Below are 22500 nucleotides of genomic sequence, written 5' to 3' on the forward strand. Positions count from 1 at the left end.
GGCGCCAGCACCGGTGCCACCGCCGCGGTAGTTACCGCCACCGCCGCCACCACCGGGACCGCCGGGACGACCGCCGCCTCCACCGGGACCGCGGCCACCGCCGCCGGGACCTGGCCGAGGACCGCCGGGACGACCCGCTCCACCGGGACCTGGCCGGGCACCGGCCGGACGCGGAGGCATGTTGCCCGGCGACATGCCGGGCCGCGGCGCACCGGGCCGCGGCGCACCCGGTCGGGGTGCCTGCGGACGCGGAGCCGGCCGATCGACCGGCTGCTGGGACGAGAAGGGATTGTTGCCGACGCGCGGTGCACGCGCGGCCGGCTTGGGCGCGCCTGGCACCGGGCCGGGCCGGGGGCCAGGAGTCGCGCCGGGAGTCGGGCTCGGCTCAGCCGGAGGTGCGGCGGGAGCCTCAGGCGCCGCAGCTGCAGCGGCTGCCGGAGGTGGCGCGGGTGCGGCCGGCTCTGCAGGCGGTGCCGGCTTGGGGGCGGCCGGCTTCGCGGGCGCTTTCGCGGCCGGCTTGGCCGGTGCCGCAGAACCGTTGCCTTCGGCTTTGACCTTGTCCGCGGCGGGCTTGCTGCCGCCGAACGATTCGCGCAAGCGGCGCGCAACCGGAGCCTCCACAGTGGAGGACGCGGATTTAACGAATTCGCCCTGATCGCTCAGACGGGCGAGAACTTCCTTGCTTGTGACACCGAGCTCTTTCGCCAACTCGTGTACACGGGCCTTACCTGCCACTACAACTCCTGTCTAGGAGGCGGCAGCGGTGGTCGGCGCCGCGCCTCGGGTTAGCTATGACGCATGGTCATCGAGACTTCACGGTGTGCTCATGTTCTTCGCTACCTGTTCTGTTGCCGGCTGTGGCAGGCGCTTAAGTGCTGCTAGCAGCGCTTACGTGCTCCACCACCGCGGTGGTATCTGGTGAACGTTTGATGCGCAGCGCTCGGACGAATGCTTGCCGCCGGATTGCTGCGTCTAGACACTGCGGATCGAGATGCAACCAAGCACCCCGCCCCGGCAGTTTTCCTGCGGAATCAACGGTCACGGCGCACCCGCCATTCCCGTCGTCCACAGCGACTACACGAAGCAGTTCGACGGCCAGCTCTCGCTTCCGGCAGCCGATGCACGTCCGAACAGGTCCTTTGGGGCCATCTGTCGCGGGTCGAGCCTCAGCAGCCGAAGTCTCGCGCTGGATCACGGTTCAGTCTAGCCACACCTGGTCGTTGCACCGAAATGGCCATCCACACGCGCTCAGTCGCGCCGGGACCGCGATCACCCGGCCGATACTGCCTCGGCATCGCTGCGGATGTCGATGCGCCAGCCCGTCAGCCGCGCCGCCAGCCGGGCGTTCTGCCCTTCCTTGCCGATCGCGAGCGACAGCTGGAAGTCCGGTACGACGACACGTGCAGCGCGGGCGGTCTCGTCGATGACGTTCACCGAGACCACCTTGGCCGGCGACAGGGCGTTGGCCACGAACTTCGCCGGATCGGGATCGAAGTCGATGATGTCGATCTTCTCGCCGGACAGTTCGCTCATCACATTGCGCACGCGTTGGCCCATCGGGCCGATGCAGGCGCCCTTGGCGTTGAGCCCCGGCACCCGCGACGTCACCGCGATCTTCGAACGGTGGCCCGCCTCGCGTGCGACCGCGACGATCTCCACCGACCCTTCGGCGATCTCGGGAACCTCCAGCGAGAACAGCTTGCGCACCAGATTGGGGTGTGTGCGTGACAACGTGATCAGTGGCTCGCGGGCGCCACGGCTGACGCCGACGACGTAGCAGCGCAGGCGGTCGCCGTGTTCGTAGCGCTCCCCCGGCACCTGTTCGGCCGACGGGATGACACCCTCGGAACCTTTGGTCTCACTGCCCATCCGGACGACGACCAGACCGCGCGCGTTTGCGCGGGCATCGCGCTGGATGACACCGCCGACGATGTCACCTTCACGAGCCGAGAACTCACCGTAGTTCTTCTCGTTCTCGGCATCGCGCAGCCGCTGCAGGATCACCTGACGCGCGGTGGTCGCGGCGATGCGGCCGAAACCCTCTGGCGTGTCGTCCCATTCGGAGATGACGTTGCCGTCCTCGTCGGTTTCGCGCGCCAGCACCTGGACCACGCCGGTCTTACGGTCGATCTCGATGCGCGCGTCCGCCTCGTGACCCTCGGTGTGGCGATAGGCCGTCAGCAATGCGGACTTGATGGTTTCGACGACGACGTCGACCGTGATTCCCTTGTCAGCTTCGATGGCATGCAATGCCGCCATGTCGATGTTCACTGCGAAGCCTCCTTCTCAGATTGACCGGCCAGCTCCAGCTCACGTCGATTCGGAGGTGAGAACTCAACCTGGACAACCGCTTTGGCGATGCTGTCCAGCGGTAGTTCGCGGATGCTGAGGTCGGCGCCCGGGCGCTCGCGCACCACCAGTCGCACGGCGTCATCTCGGGTTTCGCCCACCCGTCCTGTTAATTGGGCGCCGTCGGAGAGCGTGAGTTCGACCTTGCGGCCGCGGGCCCGCCGGAAGTGCTTCTCGGTGGTCAGCGGGCGATCCACTCCTGGCGAGGTGACCTCGAGGACATACGGTGTCGTGCTGTCGTCGACGCCGTCCAGCAGTTCGGATGCCGAGCGGGACAGGGCCGCGGCCGTATCCAGGTCGAGGCCTTCGTCGCCGTCCGCCACCACCGTGATGCGAGCAGGCCGCGCGGTCGCGTCGATGACCACACTCTCGATCTCGTAGCCCGCGCGCGCGAACTCACCGTCAAGCAGCTCGACGACCTGTCCCTGCGACGGTAATCCCGCAGACCGCTCCGTCACGGCGAGCTCCTCATCTTGAGTTGTCTCCGACACTGGTTCGGCGTGCCTGCGGACCCTACACAGCAACAGACACGTGAACCGCTTATCAACGATACGCCTGCACCGCCACCGTAATCGGCAAAAGCGCCGCCGCCGTGGGTGGTCGCCGCAATGGCAAGATGTTGCACGTGCCGAGTCCCAACCCGACCCTGTCCAGGCGGCGAGTGCTCGTCGGGGCGGCGGCATTGGCGCTGCTCAGCGCGCCGATCGCCGCATGCGGGTCATCGACACCGCCGCCGGAGGTCGACGAACTGGCGGGCCAACTCGAGGCTGCACGCACCGACAGCCAGCTGGCGACCGATGCGGCGGCCGCCGCGCGCGGGGACACCGCGCAGGCGCTGACCGAGGTCGCGTCCGAACGGTCGGCACACGCCCAGGCGCTGTCCGACGAACTGGTCAGGATGCGCGGGGCGGACGCACCGACCAGTGGCACCCCCACCAGCACCACGGCCGCGCCCGCCAAGCCCCCGACCGTTCAGGACGTCGTTGCCGCGCTGCGCGACTCGGCCGCCAGCGCGACAAGCCTTGCCGCCAAGATGTCGGGTTACCGGGCGGGCCTACTTGGCTCGATCGCGGCGTCGTGCACCGCGGCGTACACCGTTGCCCTGGTTCCGCCGGAGAAGCCGGAATGACATCTCCTAATCCCGGACCCTCACCCACGACGACGACATCGTCGCGCGCCGCCGAACCGACCAGCCCCACCCGGCCGCCGAACGCCGCCGACAGCGCGCTGTTCGACGCGATCGCGACCGCGCAGGCGACGATCTACGGCTACGGGATCGTGTCGGCGCATTCCACACCCGATATGAACTCCCTGGTGTCGTCGTCGATGGCCGAGCACCGTGAACGGCGCGAGGAGGCCCTGGCGATGCTGCAGGCGCGATCGGTGCAGGCGCCACTGCCCGCTGCGGGGTATCAGCTGCCGATCGAGGTCGACAATCCCACCGATGCGGCGAACCTCGCGGTGCGGATGGAAGAGGACGCCGCCGTCGCCTGGCGTGCCGTCATCGAGCAGGCCGCCGACGAGCAGGAGCGCGCATTCGCGGTGAGTGCGCTGTCGGAATGCGCTGTCACCGCGGCGCGGTGGACCCGCGTGCTCGGCACGACGCCGATCACGGTCGCCTTCCCCGGCGGCAGCGAATAGACCTAGTCGGTGAGTGCGGTCGCGATATCGGCGGCCGCACTGCCGACGGGCACTTCGCGGGTTTCGCCAGTGACGCGGTTGCGCAACTCGACCACGCCGTCGGCCCAGCCGCGCCCGACCACCACGATCCATGGCACGCCGAGCAGCTCGGCGTCCTTGAACTTGATCCCCGGTGAGGCCTTGCGGTCGTCGAGCAACACTTCCAGACGTCGCCGGTCCAACTCCGCGGCCAACTCGGTGGCGCCGTCGCGGGCGGCGTCATCCTTGTTTGCGATCACGACGTGCACGTCGAACGGCGACACCGACGACGGCCAGCGCAGGCCGAGCTCGTCGTGGTGCTGTTCGGCGATCACCGCGACCAGCCGGGACACCCCGACGCCGTAGGACCCCATGGTCGGCCGCACCGGCTTGCCGTCCTCGCCGAGCACGTTGACATCGAAGGCGTCGGTGTACTTGCGGCCCAGCTGGAAGATGTGACCGATCTCGATTCCGCGCGCCGACACCAGCGGGCCCGCGCCGTCCGGCGACGGATCGCCGTCGCGCACGTTGGCCGCCTCGATCGTTCCGTCGGCGACAAAATCTCGTCCTGCGACAAGGCCGACGACATGCTTACCCGGCTCGTCGGCTCCGGTGATCCACGACGTGCCGTCGACCACCCGGGGATCGACGAGGAACCGAACCTTGTTGGCCAGCAACGCTTTCGGACCGATGTAGCCCTTGGTCAGGAACGGGTGCTTGGCGAAATCGGCGTCGTCGAGCAACGCGTATTCGGCCGGTTCGAGCGCCGCACCCAGCCGCTTGTCGTCGACTTCGCGATCGCCAGGCACGCCGACGGCCAGCAGCTCCCACTCGCCGCCGGGTATGCGGGTCTTCAGCATCACGTTCTTGAGCGTGTCCGCGGCGGTCACCTCACGGTCGAGCACCGAGTTGGCCCACTCGACGAGCGTCGCGATCGTGGGTGTGCCGGGGGTGTCGTACACCGTCGGCTCGGGCTGCCCTTCGATCGGTAGCGGCTCGGGCACAGCCGTCACGACCGCCTCGACGTTGGCGGCGTAGCCGGATTCCAGGCAGCGCACGAACGTGTCTTCGCCGATCTCGCTTTCGGCGAGGAACTCCTCCGACGCGCTGCCGCCCATCGCCCCGGACACCGCGGAGACGATGACGTAGTCGATGCCCAGCGTGTCGAACATCCGCTGATAGGCGCTGCGGTGGGCGTGGTAGGCGGCGTCGAGCCCGGCGTCGTCCACGTCGAAGGAGTACGAGTCCTTCATGACGAACTCGCGGCCGCGCAGGATGCCTGCCCGCGGCCGCGCCTCGTCGCGGTACTTGGTCTGGATCTGGTACAGCCGCACCGGGAAGTCCTTATAGCTGCTGCACTCCCCCTTCACCGTCAAGGTGAAGAACTCTTCGTGGGTCGGCCCCAGCATGTAGTCGTTGCGGCGCCGGTCCTGTAGCCGGAAGACACTGTCGCCGTATTCGGTCCACCGGTTCGTGGTTTCGTACGGCGCCCTCGGCAGCAGCGCGGGAAACAGGATCTCCTGCCCGCCGATGGCGGTCATCTCTCGGCGAACCACCGCCTCGATCTTGCGCAGCACCCGCAGGCCCAGCGGTAGCCAGCTGTACAGCCCGGGGCCGATCGGCCGGACGTAGCCGGCGCGGACCAACAGCTTGTGGCTGGGCACCTCGGCGTCGGCGGGGTCGTCACGCAACGTGCGCAGGAACAGCTCGGACATGCGGGTGATCACAGCCGACAACCTTACTGATCGGGTTCGTCAGATCTCGCCTGCATTAAAGCTCGCCGGCCTCCACGGCCTCGCGGGTGTGCTGTGCGGCCGCGATCTGGCGCGCCGAGAAACCGATCCAGAACGCCGTGACGCCGACGATCACCGCCACGCCCGCGACCCAGAGCAACGAGTAGGTGTATCCGAAGCCCAGCGCGTCGAGTTGAGCGGGAGTCATGTCCTTGACCGGACCCGTCGTACCGCCGAGGTAGAGCGTGCGCGACGTCTGCACGGCCTGGATCACGACCAGCACCACGGGGCCGCCGAGGTTCTGCACCATCAGCGTGATCGACGAGACGGGACCGATCTCGCGCGGCCCGACTTCAGCGACCGCACACAACGGCAGGATGACCGCGATCGACCCGATGCCGAAGCCGCCAACGACGATGGGCCCGAACAGATCAGGGAAGTACGGGATGTCGCGCGTGAGCGTCGAACCGAAGAGCATCGCACCGACGACGAACAGCCCGGAGCCGATGAGCAGCCAGCGTGGTGCCACGTGCGGGGCGAGTTTCGCCGCCACGATGCTGCCGATGCCGAACGCGATGGCGAACGGCACGAAGCAGATGCCCGCCCTCAGCGCCGAGTAGCCGAGCACGTCCTGCACGAGAAGCCCGATCATCACCGTCAGCGTCAGCATCACGCCGCCGGCCAGGAACAGCGAGATGAACGTCATCACCCTGTTCCGGTTGTCGAACACCGAGAACGGCACGATCGGGTGGGCGGCGGTGCGTTCGACGATCAGGAAGGCGATGAAGAAGATCGCCGATGCGATTCCGGCACCAATCACCCAGGGGTCGATCCAGCCTCGCGGCGGGCCCTGTGTGAACACGAGCACCGCCGAGGTACAGCCCAGCGTGGCCAGGATGGCGCCCGTGACATCGAGCTTCAGCCGTTCGTGATGGGTCTCGCTGATCTTGAGGACGGCGACGGTGATGATCGCGATGCCGATCGGGATGTTGATGAGGAAGGCCAGCCGCCACGAGATGACGGTCAACGCGCCGCCCAGCACGAGGCCCAGGACCGACCCGATGCCCTGCATCGCCGCCGACACCGCCATGGCGCGGTTGCGGGCATGTCCGACCGCGTACGTCGTCGCGATGAGCGCCAGGCCTGTCGGCGCGGCGATCGCGGCGCCCGTGCCCTGCACGGCGCGCGCGACGATCAGCGTGACGCCGTCGGTGGCCAACCCGCACACCAGCGACGCGATCGTGAACACGCCGACACCGGACAAGAATGCGCGTTTGTGGCCGATGGCGTCGCCGATACGCCCGCCGAGTAGCAGCAACCCGCCGAAGGCGAGCACATACGCGGTGATGACCCAGCTCTTGGCCGCATCGGTAAGCCCCAGGTCGGCCTGCATCCGCGGCAGCGCGACGATCACGATGGTGCCGTCGAGCGTCGACATCAGCTGCATGCCGGTGATCGCGATGATCGCGATGCCGAGCACCGACGACGACAGGGGTGTGGTGGCCCGGTCCGACCCTGAGGAACCACCCACCGCAGACATGGCTTGCCAGCCTACCGAGCGCGGGGATTTCGGCGTGGACGGTCCCGCTGAGCGTGACTAATCACGCCGAAATCGCAAGAGGATGTCGAGCTAGAGCTCGCCCTGGTCGATCGCTTCCTTGACTTCCTGGGCATGCGCGACCTGCGCGGCGGTGTAGCCGATGAACAGTGCGACGACGCCGACGAGCACCGCAACCGCGGCCACCCACAGCAGACCGTAGGTGTAGCCCTGATCCAGGGCGTGCAATTGGGCGTCGTTCATGTCCTTGACCGGCCCGTTGGTGCCGCCCAGGTACAGCGTGCGCGACGTGATGACCGCCTGGATCACGGCCAGCACGACCGGGCCGCCGAGGTTCTGCAGCATCAGCGCGATGGCTGACACCGGGCCGATCTGATCGAATCCCACACCGGCGATGGCCGACACGGTCAGCGGGACGACGATCATGCCGATTCCGAAACCACCGACGGTGATCGGGAGGACCAGGTTCGGGAAGTACGGGATGCCGCCGTTGAGCGTCGAGCCGTAGATCATCGCGGACAGCACGAGCACACCGCCCGCGATCACCAGCACGCGCGGCGGGAACTTGGACACCAGCGCCGATGACACACCCAGCCCGACGCCGAGTGCGATCACGAACGGAATGAAGCCGACGCCCGCACGTAAAGCGCTGTAGCCCATGATGTCCTGGACGTAGAGCCCGATCAGCACGGTCAGCGTGAACATCACACCGCCGGCCAGGAACACCGCAGCGAACGTGGCGACCCGGTTGCGGTCCTTGAACAGCACCAGCGGCATCACAGGATTCTCTGCGGTGCGCTCGACATAGACGAAGGCCAGCAGGAACGCACACGCCGCCAGGCCCGACCCGACCGTCACCGGCGAGATCCAGCCCTGCTCGGGGCCCATCGAGAACGCGAACACCGCGGCCGTGCAGCCCAGCGTGGCCAGCAACGCACCGGCGGCGTCGAGCTTCAGCCGCTCGCGGTGGGTCTCGCGCAGCGTCCTGCGGGCCAGGCGGATCATCAGCAACCCGATCGGGATGTTGATCAGGAACGCCCAGCGCCACGACACCTCGGTCAACGCGCCGCCGACGATCAGGCCCATGACGGATCCGATGCCCGTCATCGCCGCAAAGATCGCGGTCGCGGCGTTGCGTGCAGGTCCCTTCGGGAACGTGGTCGCGATCAGTGCCAGAGCGGTCGGTGAGGCGATTGCCGCGCCGACGCCCTGCAGCAGCCGCGCCGTGACCAGCGTCGCTTCGTTCCAGGCGAGACCGCACAGCACCGAGGCGATGGTGAACAGCGCGACACCGACGATGAAGGTGCGCTTGCGCCCGATCACGTCGCCGAGGCGGCCGCCCAGCAGCATCAGCCCGCCGAAGGTCAGAACGTATGCGGTGATGACCCAGCTGCGACCGGCATCGGAGAGGCTCAGCTCGTCCTGAATCTTAGGAAGCGCGACGATCGCGACGGTGCTGTCCATGGTCGCGAGCAGCTGCATGCCGCCGATTGCGATCACCGCCGCGATGAAGCGTCGCGACGGCAGCCAAGCCGGGTAGCTGCCGGTTCGCCCCTTCACGGAGTTGCCCACGTGTAGAGGTAGCGACCGATTTGCCCCGCCCTCGGCGTCGCGGTACATGGCTGCTCGCTCTGCGTCATTGAGAGCCGTCATAACGGGTTACCTTACAGTAATCTTAAGAACCCTTTAACTGCCGAAAGCCGCAACGGGGCCGATCACGATGATCGCCGGGGGTCGAATGCCCTCTTCCCGGATGCGCTCGGGAGCGTCGGTGAGAGTGGCTCGCAATGTCCGCTGGGCCGACGTCGTGCCGTGCTGGACCACCAGCACCGGCGTATCCGCAGGTCGGCCCCCGTCCAACAATTTCTCGGCGAACTGCTCGATGCGTTCGACGGCCATCAGCAACACGATCGTGCCGCTCATCGCCGCCAGTGCATCCCAATTCACTAACGATTCCGGATGGCCGGGCGCAACGTGGCCGCTGACCACCACGAACTCGTGCGTGACATGTCGATGAGTGACCGGAACACCCGCAAGTGCAGGAACCGCTATGGCACTGGTCACACCCGGCACAACTGTGACAGGAATCCCGGCATCCGCGCACGCGATCACCTCTTCGTAGCCCCGCGCGAAGACGAAGGGATCACCGCCCTTGAGCCGGACGACGAACTTGCCGGCCCTGGCGCGGTCGATGAGCACCTCATTGATCGCGTCCTGAGCCATCGCCCGTCCGTACGGGATCTTCGCGGCGTCGATGACCTCGACGTGGGGCGGCAGTTCGGCGAGCAGTTCCGGTGGTGCCAGACGGTCGGCCACGACGACGTCGGCATGGGCGAGCAGGCGCCGCCCGCGCACCGTGATCAGTTCCGGGTCGCCGGGCCCACCGCCGACCAGCGCCACCCCGCCGGGCAGTACGCCGGGGGTCCCCGCCGCGATGAGTCCCTGCTGAAGAGCCTCGTGGATCGCCGACCGGATCGCCGCCGACCGACGGTGATCCCCGCCGGCCAGCACGCCGACGGACAGGCCCTCGTACTCGAACGAGGCGGGCGTCACCGCGGTGCCCTCGCGCGCCACGTCGGCGCGCACACAGAAGATGTGACGCCGCTCGGCCTCGGCGACAACGGCGGCGTTGACATCCGGATCGTCGGTGGCCGCGATCGCGTACCAGGCGTCTTCGAGGTCCCCGTCACGAAACTCTCTGAGCTCCAATGTGATTCCGTCCATCGCCTCGACGGCCGGGGTGGCGCTGCGGGAAATGACGTGAACATCGGCGCCATTGGCCACCAGCAGCGGCAGCCGTCGCTGTGCAACGGTGCCACCACCGACGACGACGACCTTCCTGCCGTTGAGGCGCAGGCCGACGAGGTAGGCGTTCTCGCTCACCCGGCGAGCTTAGAGGTTGCGGCCACTGGAACTGAAGCGCGGCTGGGCCGCGGCGACGAAGCGGGCGATCGCATGTGGATGCGCGGCCGGATGGGTGTGCAGATAGCTCGCGTGCACTCCGGCGTCGACCGCACCGTCCCGCACCGCGTCGACACCGCGGCCGTTGTACACCCAGGCCGGCGAATAGCTGTCATGGAATGTGACTGCGGTGCGGTGGAACTCGTGGCCGACGGCACGGTCGCCCACGGCGTACAGCGACGATTCGGTCACCGCCACCGCGTTGCGGTAGCCAAGCGTCAGGCGGTCGGTGAAATGTGCCGACCCTGACAGCACGCCGCACATCGGATACCCATCGAGCTCGTCGGCCAGGTAGGTCAGGCCGGCGCATTCGGCGTGCACGGGTGCACCGGTTGCGGCGAGGTCTTTGATCTGCTGTCGCGCAAGTTCATTGCCGGACAGTTCGGTACTGAACTGTTCGGGGAACCCCCCGGGCAACACCAGCGCGGCGGTGTGCGGCGGCAGCGGTTCGGCCAACGGGTCGAACTCCACCACCTCGGCTCCCGCCGCACGCAGCAGCTCGCGATGTTCCGCGTAGCCGAAGCTGAAGGCCTTACCCGCCGCGAGTGCCACCGTCACGCCGTCGCCGACGGGACGCGCCACGGACGGGTCCCAGGCCTCGCCGGCGACGCGGCTGGCCGCGACCGCGGCGATCCCGGCAAGGTCGACGCGGCGGCCGACCTGTTCGGTCATCGCCTCCACCGCGATGCGCGCCTGTTGGCCATGCTCGACGGCGGTGATCAGGCCGAGATGCCTTGACGGAACGGATAACTGGTCGACTCGCGGAATGACGCCGAGAACCGGCGTGCCTGCATGTTCACAGGCCTGCCGCAGCACCTCCTCGTGGCGCGGCGAGCCGACGCGGTTGAGGATGGCGCCGGCGATCCGGATCCGCGGGTCGAACGTCGAGAAGCCGTGCAGCAGCGCAGCGGCGCTGTGACTCTGGCCGCGTCCGTCGATCACCAGGATCACCGGCACGCCGAGCAGGGCGGCCACGTGCGCGGTGGATCCTTCTGCAATGCCGGTGAAGCCGTCGGCGATGCGGCCGTCGAACAGCCCCATCACGCCCTCGATGACCGCGATGTCCGCGCCCGCGCTGCCATGCCGGTACAGCGGGCCGACCAGCGCTTCGCCCACGAGCACGGGGTCGAGGTTGCGGCCCGGCCGCTGCGCGGCCAGCGCGTGGTACCCGGGGTCGATGAAGTCCGGCCCGACCTTGAAGGGCGCCACGGTACGGCCCGCTCGCCGCAGGGCTCCCATCAAACCCGTTGCCACAGTGGTCTTTCCGCCACCTGATGTCGGCGCGGCGATCACGACGGCCGGCGTACTCACCACTCGATGCCCTTCTGGCCCTTGCGGCCGGCATCCATCGGGTGTTTGACCTTGGTCATCTCGGTGACCAGGTCGGCGGCGTCCAGCAGCGCTTGTGGTGCGTCACGGCCGGTGATGACGACGTGCTGGGTGCCTGGCCGTCCCGTCAACACGTCGACCACCTCGTCGACGTCCACCCAGCCCCACTTCAGGGGATACGTGAACTCGTCGAGCACGTAGAAGTCGTGACGCTCGTCGGCCAACCGACGGGTGATCTCCGCCCAGCCGTCCGCCGCGGCGGCGGCATGATCGTCGTCGTTGCCGTGCTTACGCGACCACGACCAGCCCGCGCCCATCTTGTGCCATTCGACGGCGCCGCCGATTCCGTGTTCGTCGTGTAACCGGCCCAGTGCACCGAACGCGGCCTCCTCGCCGACCTTCCATTTGGCGCTCTTGACGAACTGGAACACCGCGACGGAGAAGCCCTGATTCCACGCGCGCAACGCCATCCCGAACGCGGCGGTCGACTTACCCTTGCCTGCCCCGGTGTGCACCGCGAGCAGCGGGGCGTTGCGACGCACTCGCGTGGTCAGCCCGTCGTCGGGGACGGTGGCCGGTTGTCCTTGCGGCATACGTAACCCCACCGTCAGGCGGCGGTGCGCACCACATCGGTGAGGTTGTCGGCACGCAGCTGCGCCAGTCGCACCGTGGGCGCACCCAGGTGTCCGGCCAGCTGTTCTGCCAAACCCAGTCGCACATAAGACGTCTCGCAGTCAATCACCACTGAGGCCGCCCCCTCGGCCACCAGCCGGGCGGCTGCCTCACGAGTGCGCCCCAGCGGATCCGGACCACCGGTCGCGCGACCATCGGTGAGCACCACCACCAGGCTGCGGCGTGCGCGGTCCCGCGCCTTCTCCCGGACCACCACGTCGCGCGCAGCCAGCAGGCCTTGGGCCAGTGGGGTTTTGCCTCCCGTGTCGAAGCGGGCCAGCCGGCGACCGGCGATGTGCACCGACGAGGTCGGCGGCAGCAGCAGCCGGGCATCGGATTGACGGAACGTGATCACCGCGACCTTGTCGCGTCGCTGGTACGCATCGCGCAGCAGCGAAAGCGCCGCCCCGCTCACCGCGGACATCCGGTCGCGCGCCGCCATCGACCCCGATGCGTCGACCACGAAGATCACCAGATTGCCTTCGCGGCCTTCGCGAACCGCAAGGCGCACGTCGTCGGGTGTCGGTCGGGGCCGGCCCGGCACCCGCTGGTGTCCCGCGGCGGCCAGCAGCGTCCCGAACACGTGCAGCCCGTGCCCCTCGGTGTCATGCGTGGTCGAGGAGATGACGGTTCCGGTGCGGTTACGCGCTCGCGATCTGCGGCCTGGCGCCCCCTCGCCGACGCCGGGAACGACGAGTGCCCGCGTCCGGAAAGCCGCCGACGGCGGCGCGCTGGGGCGGGTGGCCGAGCCTGAATTACGCTGCGGCGCAGAATTATCGGACGACTCGCTGGGCGGCGATTCGCCGCCGCCCGGCGGGTCGGGCTCCGGTTCGTGATCGGCGGACTCCCCCGCCTGCTGCATCGCCTCGTCGAGCTGATCGGGGTCGAGGCCGGGATCGTCGAACGGGTCGCGGCGGCGCCGGTGCGGCAACGCGAGTTCGGCCGCAATCCGGATGTCCTCTTCGGCGACCGTGTCCACGCCGCGCCACGCGGCGTGCGCGACCGCCGTCCTGGCGACCACCAGATCGGCGCGCATCCCGTCGACGTCGAAGGCTGCGCAGAGTGCGGCGATGCGCCGTAACTCGCTGTCCGGCAAGCTCACCGAGCTCACCGCCTCGCGTGCCGCCGTGATGCGGCCGACGAGTTCGGCGTCGGCGGCGGCGAAGCGTTCGGCGAATGCGGCCGGGTCGGCCTCGAACGCCATCCGCTGCCGGACGACCTCCACACGCACGTCGACATCGCGGGAGGCGTGCACGTCGACCGTCAACCCGAACCGGTCGAGCAACTGCGGACGCAGTTCGCCCTCTTCGGGATTCATCGTCCCGACGAGAACGAAACGCGCATCGTGGCTGTGCGAAACCCCGTCCCGTTCGACGTGCACCCGGCCCATCGCGGCGGCGTCGAGCAGCACATCGACAAGGTGGTCGTGCAACAGATTGACCTCGTCGACATAGAGCACGCCGCCGTGCGCGCGGGCCAGCAGGCCGGGCGAGAACGCGTGCTCGCCGTCGCGCAGCACCTTCTGCAGGTCCAGTGAACCGACGACGCGGTCCTCAGTCGCACCGATCGGCAACTCGACCAGCGCGGCGCCGTCCACTGCGGACAACACCTCGGCCAGGCCGCGCACCGCGGTCGACTTCGCCGTGCCCTTCTCCCCGCGGATCAACACGCCGCCGATCTCCGGGCGCACCGCACACAGCAGCAGCGCAAGGCGGAGGCGGTCGTGGCCGACGATCGCGCTGAAGGGGTAGACCGTCATGACTTGACCATGGGGACATGCGGAATGCCGTCGTCGAGGAACTCGTCGCCGTCACGGACGAATCCGTGATGGGCGTACATCTCCTCGAGATAGGTCTGTGCGTTGATGTGGCACGGGTAATCGCCGACCTCGGCGAGCGCCGCCTGCAGAAGCCGGGTGGTGTGGCCCTGACCGCGCGCCTCGCGCTTCGTGCAGACCCGGCCGATGCGGAAAGTCTTTTGGCCGCCCGGATGCTCTTCCATCAAGCGCAGGGTGCAGATGACTTCTCCGTCGGGGCCCTCGAGCCAGAAGTGGCGGGTCTCGGTGAGCAGATCCCGGCCGTCGAGTTCCGGATACGGCGTGGCCTGCTCGACGACGAACACCTCGACACGCAACTTGAGCAGCTCATACAAGGTGGCGGCGTCCAGGTCCTTGGCCCAGCTGCGGCGGAGCGCGACCATCATTCTGCGGCCACCGCCCCCGGCAGCCAGGACGCATATCGGTTGCCGGACACCGGGGTCGTCAGCGGTCGCTTTTGCATATGCGTCACAGGTTATCCCGCGCGGACGGGCCCCCGTCCGCGCAGGTCGGACATGGCCCGGCGATAAGGTGGCTGTGTGACTGGCTGGGAGCCTGATGTGCTGCCTGGTTACTGGCAGCAGACATTCGCGCTCGGAGGAGATCCTGCCGGCGAAGGCGATCTCTTCGCCACGCTGGTGCGCCGCGGCGAGCCTGATCCCGGTGCGAAACGCGCCGTGCTGGCGGTGCACGGCTTCACCGACTACTTCTTCCATACCGAGCTGGCCGACCATTTCGCCGCCCGCGGGTTCGCGTTCTATGCGCTGGACCTCCACAAGTGCGGACGGTCCTGGCGCGACGGCCAGACCCCACACTTCACCACCGATTTGGCCCGCTACGACGGCGAGCTGGGACTCGCGCTCGACGTGATCGCGGCGGAGATGCCGACCGACGTGCTCATATACGGGCACTCGGCGGGCGGGCTCATCGTCACACTGTGGCTGGATCGGCTGCGCAAGCAAGGGATGACGCAACGCAGGCGTGTCACCGGCCTGCTGCTCAACAGCCCGTGGCTGGACCTGCAGGGGCCGGCGATCCTGCGGACCGCGCCGACGGCCGCGGCGATCGCGGCGTTGTCGCGGGTGCGCAAGAAGTCGGTGGTGCGCCCGCCGACCGCCGAAGGTGGCTACGGTGCGACGCTGCACCGTGACTACGGCGGCGAGTTCGACTACGACCTCCAATGGAAGCCGATCGGAGGATTTCCGGTCACTTTCGGTTGGATTCACGCCATCCGGCGTGGGCACGCCAAACTGCACCGCGGGCTGGATGTCGGTGTGCCGAACCTGGTCCTGCGATCCGACCGCAGTGTGCGCGAGGTCGTCGACCCTGACATCATTCAGCGCGGCGACGCGGTACTCGACGTGAACCAGATCGCGCGCTGGGCCGGCTGCATCGGTAACCGCACGACGGTAGTGCCGATCACCGACGCCAAGCACGACGTGTTCCTGTCCGTACCCGAATCACGGCGGGTGGTGTACCGCGAGCTGGACCGCTGGCTCGACTGGTACGTCGCCGAAACCGCTGATCAGGCAAGCCAATCCGAACGAGGGTGACACTTTGACGCACTTCGACATCGCGGTCGTCGGTACCGGATCCGGAAACTCCATCCTCGACGAACGCTATGCCGACAAGAAGGTGGCGATCTGCGAACAGGGAGTGTTCGGCGGTACGTGCCTCAACGTGGGCTGCATACCGACCAAGATGTTCGTCTACGCCGCGGAAGTCGCCCAAAGCGCAAGGGAGTCATCGCGATACGGTGTCGACGCGCGCATCGACGAGGTCCGGTGGCCCGACATCGTCTCGCGGGTGTTCGGCCGCATCGATCCGATCGCGATGGGTGGCGAGAACTACCGGCGCTCGTCGCCCAATGTCCAGGTGTTCGCCAGCCACACCCGATTCGCACCGACACGGCCCGACGGCCGCTATGCGCTGCGCACCGACGACGGTGACGAGTTCACCGCCGATCAGGTGGTAATCGCCGCGGGCTCACGTGCCGTGGTGCCGGACGCGGTCGCCGAATGCGGTGTGCCGTACCACACCAGCGACACCATCATGCGAGTCGCGGACGTGCCCGAGCGGCTGATCATCGTGGGCGGTGGCTTCATCGCGTGCGAGTTCGCCCATATCTTCTCCGCGCTCGGCAGCCACGTGACGTTGATGATCCGCAGCAGCACACTGTTGCGCGGCCACGACGACGACATCGCGATGCGCTTCACCGACATCGCCTCCAGGAAGTGGGAGATCCACAACCACCACGAGCTCGCCGATGCGCGGCCGGACGGTGACTGCATCGAGATCACGTGCGAGGACGGTTCGAAGGTGCGCGGCGACATGCTGCTGGTGGCGACAGGTCGCCGTCCCAATGGCGACCTGCTCGATGCCGAGAACGCCGGGGTCAAGGTCAATGCCAACGGCCAGATCGTCGTCGACGAGTTCCAGCGCACCACCGCCCGCGGCGTGTTCGCTCTCGGGGATGTGTCGTCGGACTACCAGCTCAAACATGTGGCCAACCACGAGGCGCGCCGCGTCAAGCACAATCTCCTGCAGGACTGGGATGACACCGACTCACTCATGCCGTCCGACCATCGCAACGTGCCGTCGGCGGTCTTCACCGACCCTCAGATCGCCAGCGTCGGCCTGACCGAAAATGAGGCTAGGGCAAAGGGTCTGAGGATCCGGGTCAAGATTCAGGACTTCGGCGACGTCGCCTACGGCTGGGCGATGGAGGACACGACGGGGATCGCGAAGATCATCGTCGACGACGACAGCGGCCTGATTCTCGGTGCGCACATCATGGGCCACCAGGCGTCATCGCTGATTCAGCCGTTGATCCAGGCGATGAACTTCGATCTGCCGGCGCAGGACATGGCGCGTGGTCAGTACTGGATTCACCCGGCGTTGCCCGAGGTGATCGAGAACGCGCTGCTGGCGCTGTGCGGCGAACCGCCATGGCCCCCATCAAAGAGGCACTGACGAAGCAGGCGGTCAGTCGACCGCGGGCGCCCAGCGCTCCTCGACGTTGCCGTAGCGCCAGACCGCCAGGGCGATCAACCACGCCGCGACGAACAGTCCCACGATCAGGAAACCGACGAACTCGAGGTCCGCCGAGCCGATCGCGGCGAGCGGACCGGACTCGACGCCCAGGCGCTCGGCCAGAAGGCCGGCGAGCACGATGACCCCGATGACGAGCGCCACGACCACGGACAGCGCGGTGACGGTCAGGTTGTAGTACACCTTGCGGACCGGCTGCAGAAATGCCCATCCGTATGCCCTGGACATCAGGATGCCGTCGACAGCGTCGAACAGGCTCATGCCCGCGGCGAACAGTACGGGCAGCACCAGGATTGCGTACCAGGGAAGCGTGAATGCCGCCGTCCCCGCGGCGAGCACCAGCAGCGCCACCTGCGTGGCCGTGTCGAAGCCCAAACCCATGAGCAGCCCGACCGGGTAAAGGTGCCAGGGCTTGCTCACGCGGCGCATCACACGGCCGAGCAGCCGCGCCAGGAAGCCGCGGTTCTCCAGGTGCCGTTCGAGCTCGGCTTCGTCGAAGTCGCCGTTGCGCATCCGACGGAAGACCTTGGCGATGCCCACCACGGCGAAGAGGTTCGTCAGCCCGATGAGGATGAGGAAGGTGCCCGCGACGATGGAGCCGACCAGTCCGAGCGTCTGCAGCAACGGTGAGCCCTCGTCCTGCACGGGGCCCACGACCGCGCGAACGCCGATCGCCAGCAGGAAGGCCAGGCCGAACACCACGCTGGAATGGCCGAGGGAGAACCAGAAACCGGCGGACAGCGACCGCGTCCCCTCGCCCACCAGCTTGCGGGTGGTGTTGTCGATGACGGCGATGTGGTCGGCGTCGAACGCATGCCGCACACCGAGCAGGTAGGCGGTCACGCCGAGTCCGACGCCGAAGACCCCCGCCGAGCCGAGAGTGATGTGCTGCGGCGCGACCCCGAAGACCAGCACGCCCCAGCCAAAGACGTGAAGGGCCAGGACAATACCGCCCATGGCGGCGATCGTCGTCCAGTCGGTTCGGTCGAATCGGGTCGAAACGGGGGCTTGAGGCTGATCGACGACACTCATCGCAGCCAGCGTATGACGCCGCCTGATCATCTGTCTAGGTGTACAGATGAACAGCAACGTGACCTCGGCCTCCGAGGTCCGTCGCCCTACCGCTTGGTGGCGGTGACCAATAGGTACTCGGCCTCCCAGTGGGCACGCTGCCCGTCACCCCGGTTCCAGCTGACGAGGAACTCGAGGAAGTCACGGTCGAGTGCATCCACGCGTTCGGGTGCGTCGGCGTTGAACTTGTAGGCGGCGATCGTCGGCCCGTAGTTGCGCTTCCAGTACTCGCGGAACTCGGCCGGTTCCGTGCAGTGGTCGAGCACGACCGTCTGCCGCCGCACCGTGAGGTCGTCGACCCGGTTGCCGAAGAGCTCGCGGATGTGGTCCTCCGAACCCCACAACGGCGCAGGGCTGGCCCCTGGCGGTGGCGGCGGGGCGTACGGCTTCATGGTCTTGAACAGGTTGCCGATGAACCCTTCGGGCGTCCAGTTGAGCAGGGCGATGGTGCCGCCGGGCCGAGTGACGCGAATGAGCTCATCGGCGGCGGCCTGGTGGTGCGGCGCGAACATCACGCCGACGCATGACGTCACCACGTCGAAGCTGTTGTCCGCGAAGGGCATCGCTTCCGCATCGGCCTCGACCCACTCCAGCTCGACGCCTCGGTCGGCAGCGATCGCGCGGCCGGCGTCGAACAACTCGGGCGTGAGATCGCCGGCCGTCACGATCGCGCCTGCGGCAGCGGCGGGAATGGCCGCGTTACCCGAACCGGCCGCGACGTCCAAAACCTTGTCCCCCGGTCGTATCCCGGCCGCCTTGACCAGCTCGAGCCCGAGCTCGGGAATCAATTCCGCGGCGACCGCGGGGTAGTCACCCGACGCCCACAGCGTCCGGTGCTTGGATTTGAGCTCGCGGTCGGCGCCGTCTCCGGATGTGGTCATGACCTACAGCCTTCCCCAAGCGGGCGCGGGCTACGGGCGAATTCGCCCGTTCGTCGGGTCGTATAGCGGCCGCAGCGATACCGATATCGGGTGCAATCGACCGCCGACGTTGACCTGGTAGGCGCCCTCTTTTATCCAGTCCGCGGTGACGACCCCGTTATCAGCGGATCGCAGATAGGCCAGCCCGACGCACGAACCGGTCGTCTCGCCCCACGCCGCCGATGTCACCTGTCCGGCGACCGCGCCGTCGCGCAGGATCAATTCGCCACCCCAGAGCATCGCTTCGGGTGCGTCGACCCTGAAACCGACGAGCTTTCGGTGCGGCCCGTTCGCCTTGGCCTCCTCGACCGCCTCGCGCCCGAGGAATGCGATGTCCGTCTTGAGCTTGCAGGCGAACAGCAGGCCGGCTTCGACGGGGTTCTCGCTGGGCGTCAGCTCCCTTCCGAACGCGCGGTATCCCTTTTCCAGCCGCAATGATTCGATCGCGTAGTAACCTCCGCGACCGACGCCGAACTCCGCTCCGGCCGACATCAGATCCTCGTAGACGCCGACGGCGAACTCGGCGGGAACATAGAGCTCCCAGCCCAGTTCGCCGACGTAGGTGATCCGTGTGGCACGCACGGTCGCGTAGCCGAGCGAAATCTGTTGACTGGTGCCGAATGGAAAGGCCTCGTCGGAGAGGTCTGCGGTCGTCAACCTCGCCAACAAGTCTCGCGACCGCGGGCCCATCACACCGAACACCGCATACGCCGACGTCAGGTCGACGAGCGTCGAATTCATCCCCGACGGCAGGTTCCTGCGGATGTGGTCCTTGTCGCGTTCGGTGGTGGCCGCGCTGCTGACGATGAAGAACTCGTCTTCTGCGGTGCGGGTCACCGTCACATCCGACTCGTAGGTACCGCGCCCGTTGAGCATCCCCGTGTAGACCGCATGGCCGATGGGCACAGCGACATCCGCTGTGCAGAGCCACTGCAGCGCCGCCTCGGCATCGCGACCGACCACTTGATATTTGGAGAACGACGTCTGGTCGAAGACGGTGACGTTGGTTCGCGTGTTGGTCTGCTCGGCCGCCGACCATGGCAGCCAGTTCGGCTTGCCCCACGTGTATTCGATCGCAGGCGCCGCACCGGCGGGAGCGAAGAAGTTGGCGCGTTCCCAGCCCATCCTGCTGCCGAAGTTCGCATTCGCGGCCTCGAGCAGATGGTGTACCGGGGAACGGCGGAACGGCCTGGCGGTCGTCATTTCCCGGTTGGGCCAGGGGATTTCGTAGTGGATGCCGAGGACCTCGGCCACCCTGGCGTGCAGCCAATGGTTGTTGCCGTTGAACGGGGCGAACCGGCGGATATCCACGCTCGTGAGGTCGCTGGTGGGCGCTCCGTTGACGATCCATTCGGCGAGCGCGCGTCCCGCACCTCCCGCCGTGGCGATGCCGACCGAGTTGAATCCGGCGCCGACGAAGAAGTTCGCCAGCTCGGGCGCCTCACCGAGGACGAACTGATTGTCGGGTGTGAAGCTCTCCGGCCCGTTGTAGAACTTCTTGATGCCCGTCACCTCGAGAGCGGGGATCCGCAGCAGCGCGTTGTTCATCAGGATCTCGAAGTGTTCCCAATCCTCTTCGAGGAGCTGGAATTCGAACGGATACGGAATCGCATCGGGCGGCACCCAGGGCTTGGCTTCGGGTTCGAATCCGCCGATCACCAATCCGCCGACCTCTTCCTTGAAGTAGGTGTAGCCGTCGGGGTCGCGCAAGATCGGCAGATCCGGGTGCACGCCGTGAATGCCCTCGGTGACGACGTAGAAGTGTTCCGCCGAATGCAACGGGACGTTGACGCCTGCCATCGCACCGACCTGCTTGGCCCACTGGCCCGCGCAGTTGACGACGATCTCGGCCTCGATGTCACCGGCGTCCGTGCGCACACCGGTCACGTGGCCTCGATCGGTGAGAACATCGAGCACTCTGACCTTTTCGATGACCTGTGCACCGCGGTTTCGCGCACCTTTGGCCAGCGCGAAGGTCAGGTCGGTGGGGTTGGCTTTGCCGTCGCCGGGCAACCAGATCGCGCCAACGAGATCGTCGACCCGCATCACCGGGTAGTGCTCGAGCGCCTGCTCGGGGGTGAGCAGTTCGCATTCCATGTCGAATGCCGCGGCGTTGGCGGCGGTCCGGCGCAGCTGGATCATCCGGTCCTCGCTGCGCGCGACCGTCACTCCCCCGCACTGTTTGTAGCCCGCCGACAAGCCGACCTCGTCCTCGAGTTCGGCGTACAGCCGCGTTGAGTACTGCACCAGGCGTGTACCGCTCTCCGAGGCACGCAGCTGGCCGACAAGCCCGGCGGCGTGCCATGTCGTGCCGCTCGACAGTTGGCCCTGCTCCAGTAGCACGAGATCGGTGAAGCCGAGCTTGGTCAGGTGGTAGGCCACGCTGGTGCCGATGACACCGCCTCCGATGATGACGACATGGGCGCGGCCGGGAAGGGGTTTGGTTGGCATCAGTCGACAGCCTGCACGTCGTCGAGCAGCCGCGCCAGGTTCGGTCCCTTGAACTCGGCCACCGCGCCCTCAAAACGTTCCATCGCCCATCCCCAGAAGTCGAAATCGATTGCACTCGAACCGTTTTGTATGCAACCCCACAGCGTCCAGCCGTACTTCCCGACGATGCCCTGCAGGTGAGCCCGCGCAGTCTTGTGGCGCAGGCTCCTCCCGTAGTACGCGGTGACGAACTCGTCGAGTTGTTCGCTGGACAATCCGCACTCGGCCCACGTGTTACCCAGCTCGAAACACGGGTCGTTGTTGCCGGAGTATTCGTAGTCGATCAGCCACATCCGGTCACCGTCTTCGATGAAGTTGCCTGCCAGCAGATCGTTGTTGCACGGAACCGTCCCCTGGTCGGTTGCCGCCAGCGCACGGGCGATCTCGTCGAATGTCTCCAGATGGTCGAGATAACCGACGGGTATCCGGTATCCCTTGTCCATCACTGTTTTCAGATACGCCGGCTGCTGCTCGAACATGTCGAAGCGGCCAACGAAGCGCGGGCCCGAGTGCAGTGTCCGAATCGCCGTCGCAGCCTTGGCTATCACTTCGGGCCGCTGAAAGTCGTCGTTGGACAGGGTTTTTCCCTCGAGGTAACCCAGGAGCAGGATGCCGAGGTCGGGGCGATACTCGATCACCGGCGCCCCGACCCCCGCCTGTTCGGCGGCCCTGGTGTTGTGACACTCGCGCTCACGATCGATCCCGAGCACGTTAGACGACGTGTCCGTGCACCGCGCGACGTAGACGCCGTCCGGAGTGGTGACCTTGACGTTGCGGTTGGTCAGCCCGCCGGAGAGCTCGTCGAGGCGCCTCGGGCGGGCGGCCAACGTCGGAAACTGCTCGAACAGCTCGTTGAGCTGATCGTCGGTCAGCGTCAGCGACATGCAGACA

General features: G+C 67.4%; 20 protein-coding genes. 4 read left to right on the plus strand and 16 right to left on the minus strand.

Annotation, left to right across the window (positions count from 1 at the left end; genetic code table 11):
- The 4 genes from AB4Z42_RS05465 to rimP form a co-directional block, all read right to left on the minus strand.
- Positions 1 to 735: translation initiation factor IF-2 N-terminal domain-containing protein (locus tag AB4Z42_RS05465; RefSeq protein WP_442008135.1), on the minus strand; the 735-nt coding region annotated here is incomplete at its 3' end.
- A gap of 133 nt (positions 736 to 868) precedes the next feature.
- A complete protein-coding gene (locus tag AB4Z42_RS05470; RefSeq protein WP_442008136.1) occupies positions 869 to 1195 on the minus strand; it encodes a YlxR family protein in 327 nt (108 codons plus the stop codon).
- Between the two features lie 74 nt (positions 1196 to 1269).
- Entirely contained in the window at positions 1270 to 2271 is a 1002-nt protein-coding gene (nusA, locus tag AB4Z42_RS05475) for a transcription termination factor NusA (protein WP_442008137.1), read from the minus strand.
- Positions 2268 to 2807, minus strand: a complete 540-nt coding sequence (rimP, locus tag AB4Z42_RS05480; protein ID WP_442008138.1) for a ribosome maturation factor RimP — start codon at positions 2805 to 2807, stop codon at positions 2268 to 2270. The genes nusA and rimP overlap by 4 nt, the downstream gene beginning before the upstream one ends.
- 158 nt (positions 2808 to 2965) lie before the next feature.
- On the opposite strand from rimP, the gene AB4Z42_RS05485 reads away from it, so the two are divergent.
- The gene (locus AB4Z42_RS05485; RefSeq protein ID WP_442008837.1) at positions 2966 to 3478 is read left to right on the plus strand and encodes a hypothetical protein; all 513 of its coding nucleotides are present in this window, start codon (positions 2966 to 2968) and stop codon (positions 3476 to 3478) included.
- On the plus strand, positions 3475 to 3990 hold the full coding sequence (locus AB4Z42_RS05490; protein ID WP_442008139.1) for a ferritin-like domain-containing protein: 516 nt from the start codon (positions 3475 to 3477) through the stop codon (positions 3988 to 3990). The genes AB4Z42_RS05485 and AB4Z42_RS05490 overlap by 4 nt, the downstream gene beginning before the upstream one ends.
- Before the next feature lie 2 nt (positions 3991 to 3992).
- Here the strand turns inward: AB4Z42_RS05490 and AB4Z42_RS05495 are convergent, their stop codons facing one another.
- The 8 genes from AB4Z42_RS05495 to AB4Z42_RS05530 form a co-directional block, all read right to left on the minus strand.
- Positions 3993 to 5735 carry a proline--tRNA ligase gene (locus AB4Z42_RS05495; protein WP_442008140.1) on the minus strand — a complete coding sequence of 581 codons (1743 nt, stop codon included), beginning with the start codon at positions 5733 to 5735 and terminating at the stop codon, positions 3993 to 3995.
- Between the two features lie 43 nt (positions 5736 to 5778).
- On the minus strand, positions 5779 to 7281 hold the full coding sequence (locus tag AB4Z42_RS05500; RefSeq protein ID WP_442008141.1) for an MFS transporter: 1503 nt from the start codon (positions 7279 to 7281) through the stop codon (positions 5779 to 5781).
- A 90-nt stretch (positions 7282 to 7371) separates the two neighbouring features.
- On the minus strand, positions 7372 to 8952 hold the full coding sequence (locus AB4Z42_RS05505; RefSeq protein ID WP_442008142.1) for an MFS transporter: 1581 nt from the start codon (positions 8950 to 8952) through the stop codon (positions 7372 to 7374).
- 33 nt (positions 8953 to 8985) lie between these two features.
- Positions 8986 to 10182, minus strand: a complete 1197-nt coding sequence (cobA, locus tag AB4Z42_RS05510) for a uroporphyrinogen-III C-methyltransferase (protein ID WP_442008143.1) — start codon at positions 10180 to 10182, stop codon at positions 8986 to 8988.
- 9 nt (positions 10183 to 10191) lie between these two features.
- Positions 10192 to 11571 carry a cobyrinate a,c-diamide synthase gene (locus AB4Z42_RS05515; protein ID WP_442008144.1) on the minus strand — a complete coding sequence of 460 codons (1380 nt, stop codon included), beginning with the start codon at positions 11569 to 11571 and terminating at the stop codon, positions 10192 to 10194.
- A complete protein-coding gene (cobO, locus tag AB4Z42_RS05520) occupies positions 11568 to 12182 on the minus strand; it encodes a cob(I)yrinic acid a,c-diamide adenosyltransferase (protein ID WP_442008145.1) in 615 nt (204 codons plus the stop codon). Before cobO ends, AB4Z42_RS05515 begins: the two co-directional genes overlap by 4 nt.
- A gap of 14 nt (positions 12183 to 12196) precedes the next feature.
- Positions 12197 to 14020, minus strand: coding sequence for a magnesium chelatase subunit D family protein (locus AB4Z42_RS05525; RefSeq protein ID WP_442008146.1), 1824 nt, complete (start codon positions 14018 to 14020; stop codon positions 12197 to 12199).
- The gene (locus tag AB4Z42_RS05530; protein WP_442008147.1) at positions 14017 to 14463 is read right to left on the minus strand and encodes a GNAT family N-acetyltransferase; all 447 of its coding nucleotides are present in this window, start codon (positions 14461 to 14463) and stop codon (positions 14017 to 14019) included. Before AB4Z42_RS05530 ends, AB4Z42_RS05525 begins: the two co-directional genes overlap by 4 nt.
- A gap of 153 nt (positions 14464 to 14616) precedes the next feature.
- Here AB4Z42_RS05530 and AB4Z42_RS05535 point away from each other — a divergent pair, with 153 nt between their 5' ends.
- Both AB4Z42_RS05535 and mtr read left to right on the plus strand, forming a co-directional pair.
- On the plus strand, positions 14617 to 15630 hold the full coding sequence (locus AB4Z42_RS05535) for an alpha/beta hydrolase (protein ID WP_442008148.1): 1014 nt from the start codon (positions 14617 to 14619) through the stop codon (positions 15628 to 15630).
- Between the two features lie 4 nt (positions 15631 to 15634).
- On the plus strand, positions 15635 to 17050 hold the full coding sequence (mtr, locus tag AB4Z42_RS05540) for a mycothione reductase (RefSeq protein ID WP_442008149.1): 1416 nt from the start codon (positions 15635 to 15637) through the stop codon (positions 17048 to 17050).
- A 12-nt stretch (positions 17051 to 17062) separates the two neighbouring features.
- Here the strand turns inward: mtr and AB4Z42_RS05545 are convergent, their stop codons facing one another.
- The 4 genes from AB4Z42_RS05545 to AB4Z42_RS05560 all read right to left on the minus strand — a co-directional run bounded on the left by AB4Z42_RS05545 (position 17063) and on the right by AB4Z42_RS05560 (position 22493).
- Positions 17063 to 18160, minus strand: coding sequence for a HoxN/HupN/NixA family nickel/cobalt transporter (locus tag AB4Z42_RS05545; protein ID WP_442008150.1), 1098 nt, complete (start codon positions 18158 to 18160; stop codon positions 17063 to 17065).
- Positions 18161 to 18246: 86 nt separating this feature from the next.
- On the minus strand, positions 18247 to 19080 hold the full coding sequence (locus AB4Z42_RS05550; protein ID WP_442008151.1) for a class I SAM-dependent methyltransferase: 834 nt from the start codon (positions 19078 to 19080) through the stop codon (positions 18247 to 18249).
- A 30-nt stretch (positions 19081 to 19110) separates the two neighbouring features.
- On the minus strand, positions 19111 to 21570 hold the full coding sequence (locus AB4Z42_RS05555; RefSeq protein WP_442008152.1) for a GcvT family protein: 2460 nt from the start codon (positions 21568 to 21570) through the stop codon (positions 19111 to 19113).
- On the minus strand, positions 21570 to 22493 hold the full coding sequence (locus AB4Z42_RS05560) for a choline/ethanolamine kinase family protein (protein WP_442008153.1): 924 nt from the start codon (positions 22491 to 22493) through the stop codon (positions 21570 to 21572). The genes AB4Z42_RS05555 and AB4Z42_RS05560 overlap by 1 nt, the downstream gene beginning before the upstream one ends.
- Positions 22494 to 22500: the final 7 nt, after the last annotated feature.

The organism is Mycobacterium sp. 2YAF39, assembly GCF_052114565.1.
In the GTDB taxonomy this organism is placed as follows: Bacteria; Actinomycetota; Actinomycetes; order Mycobacteriales; family Mycobacteriaceae; genus Mycobacterium.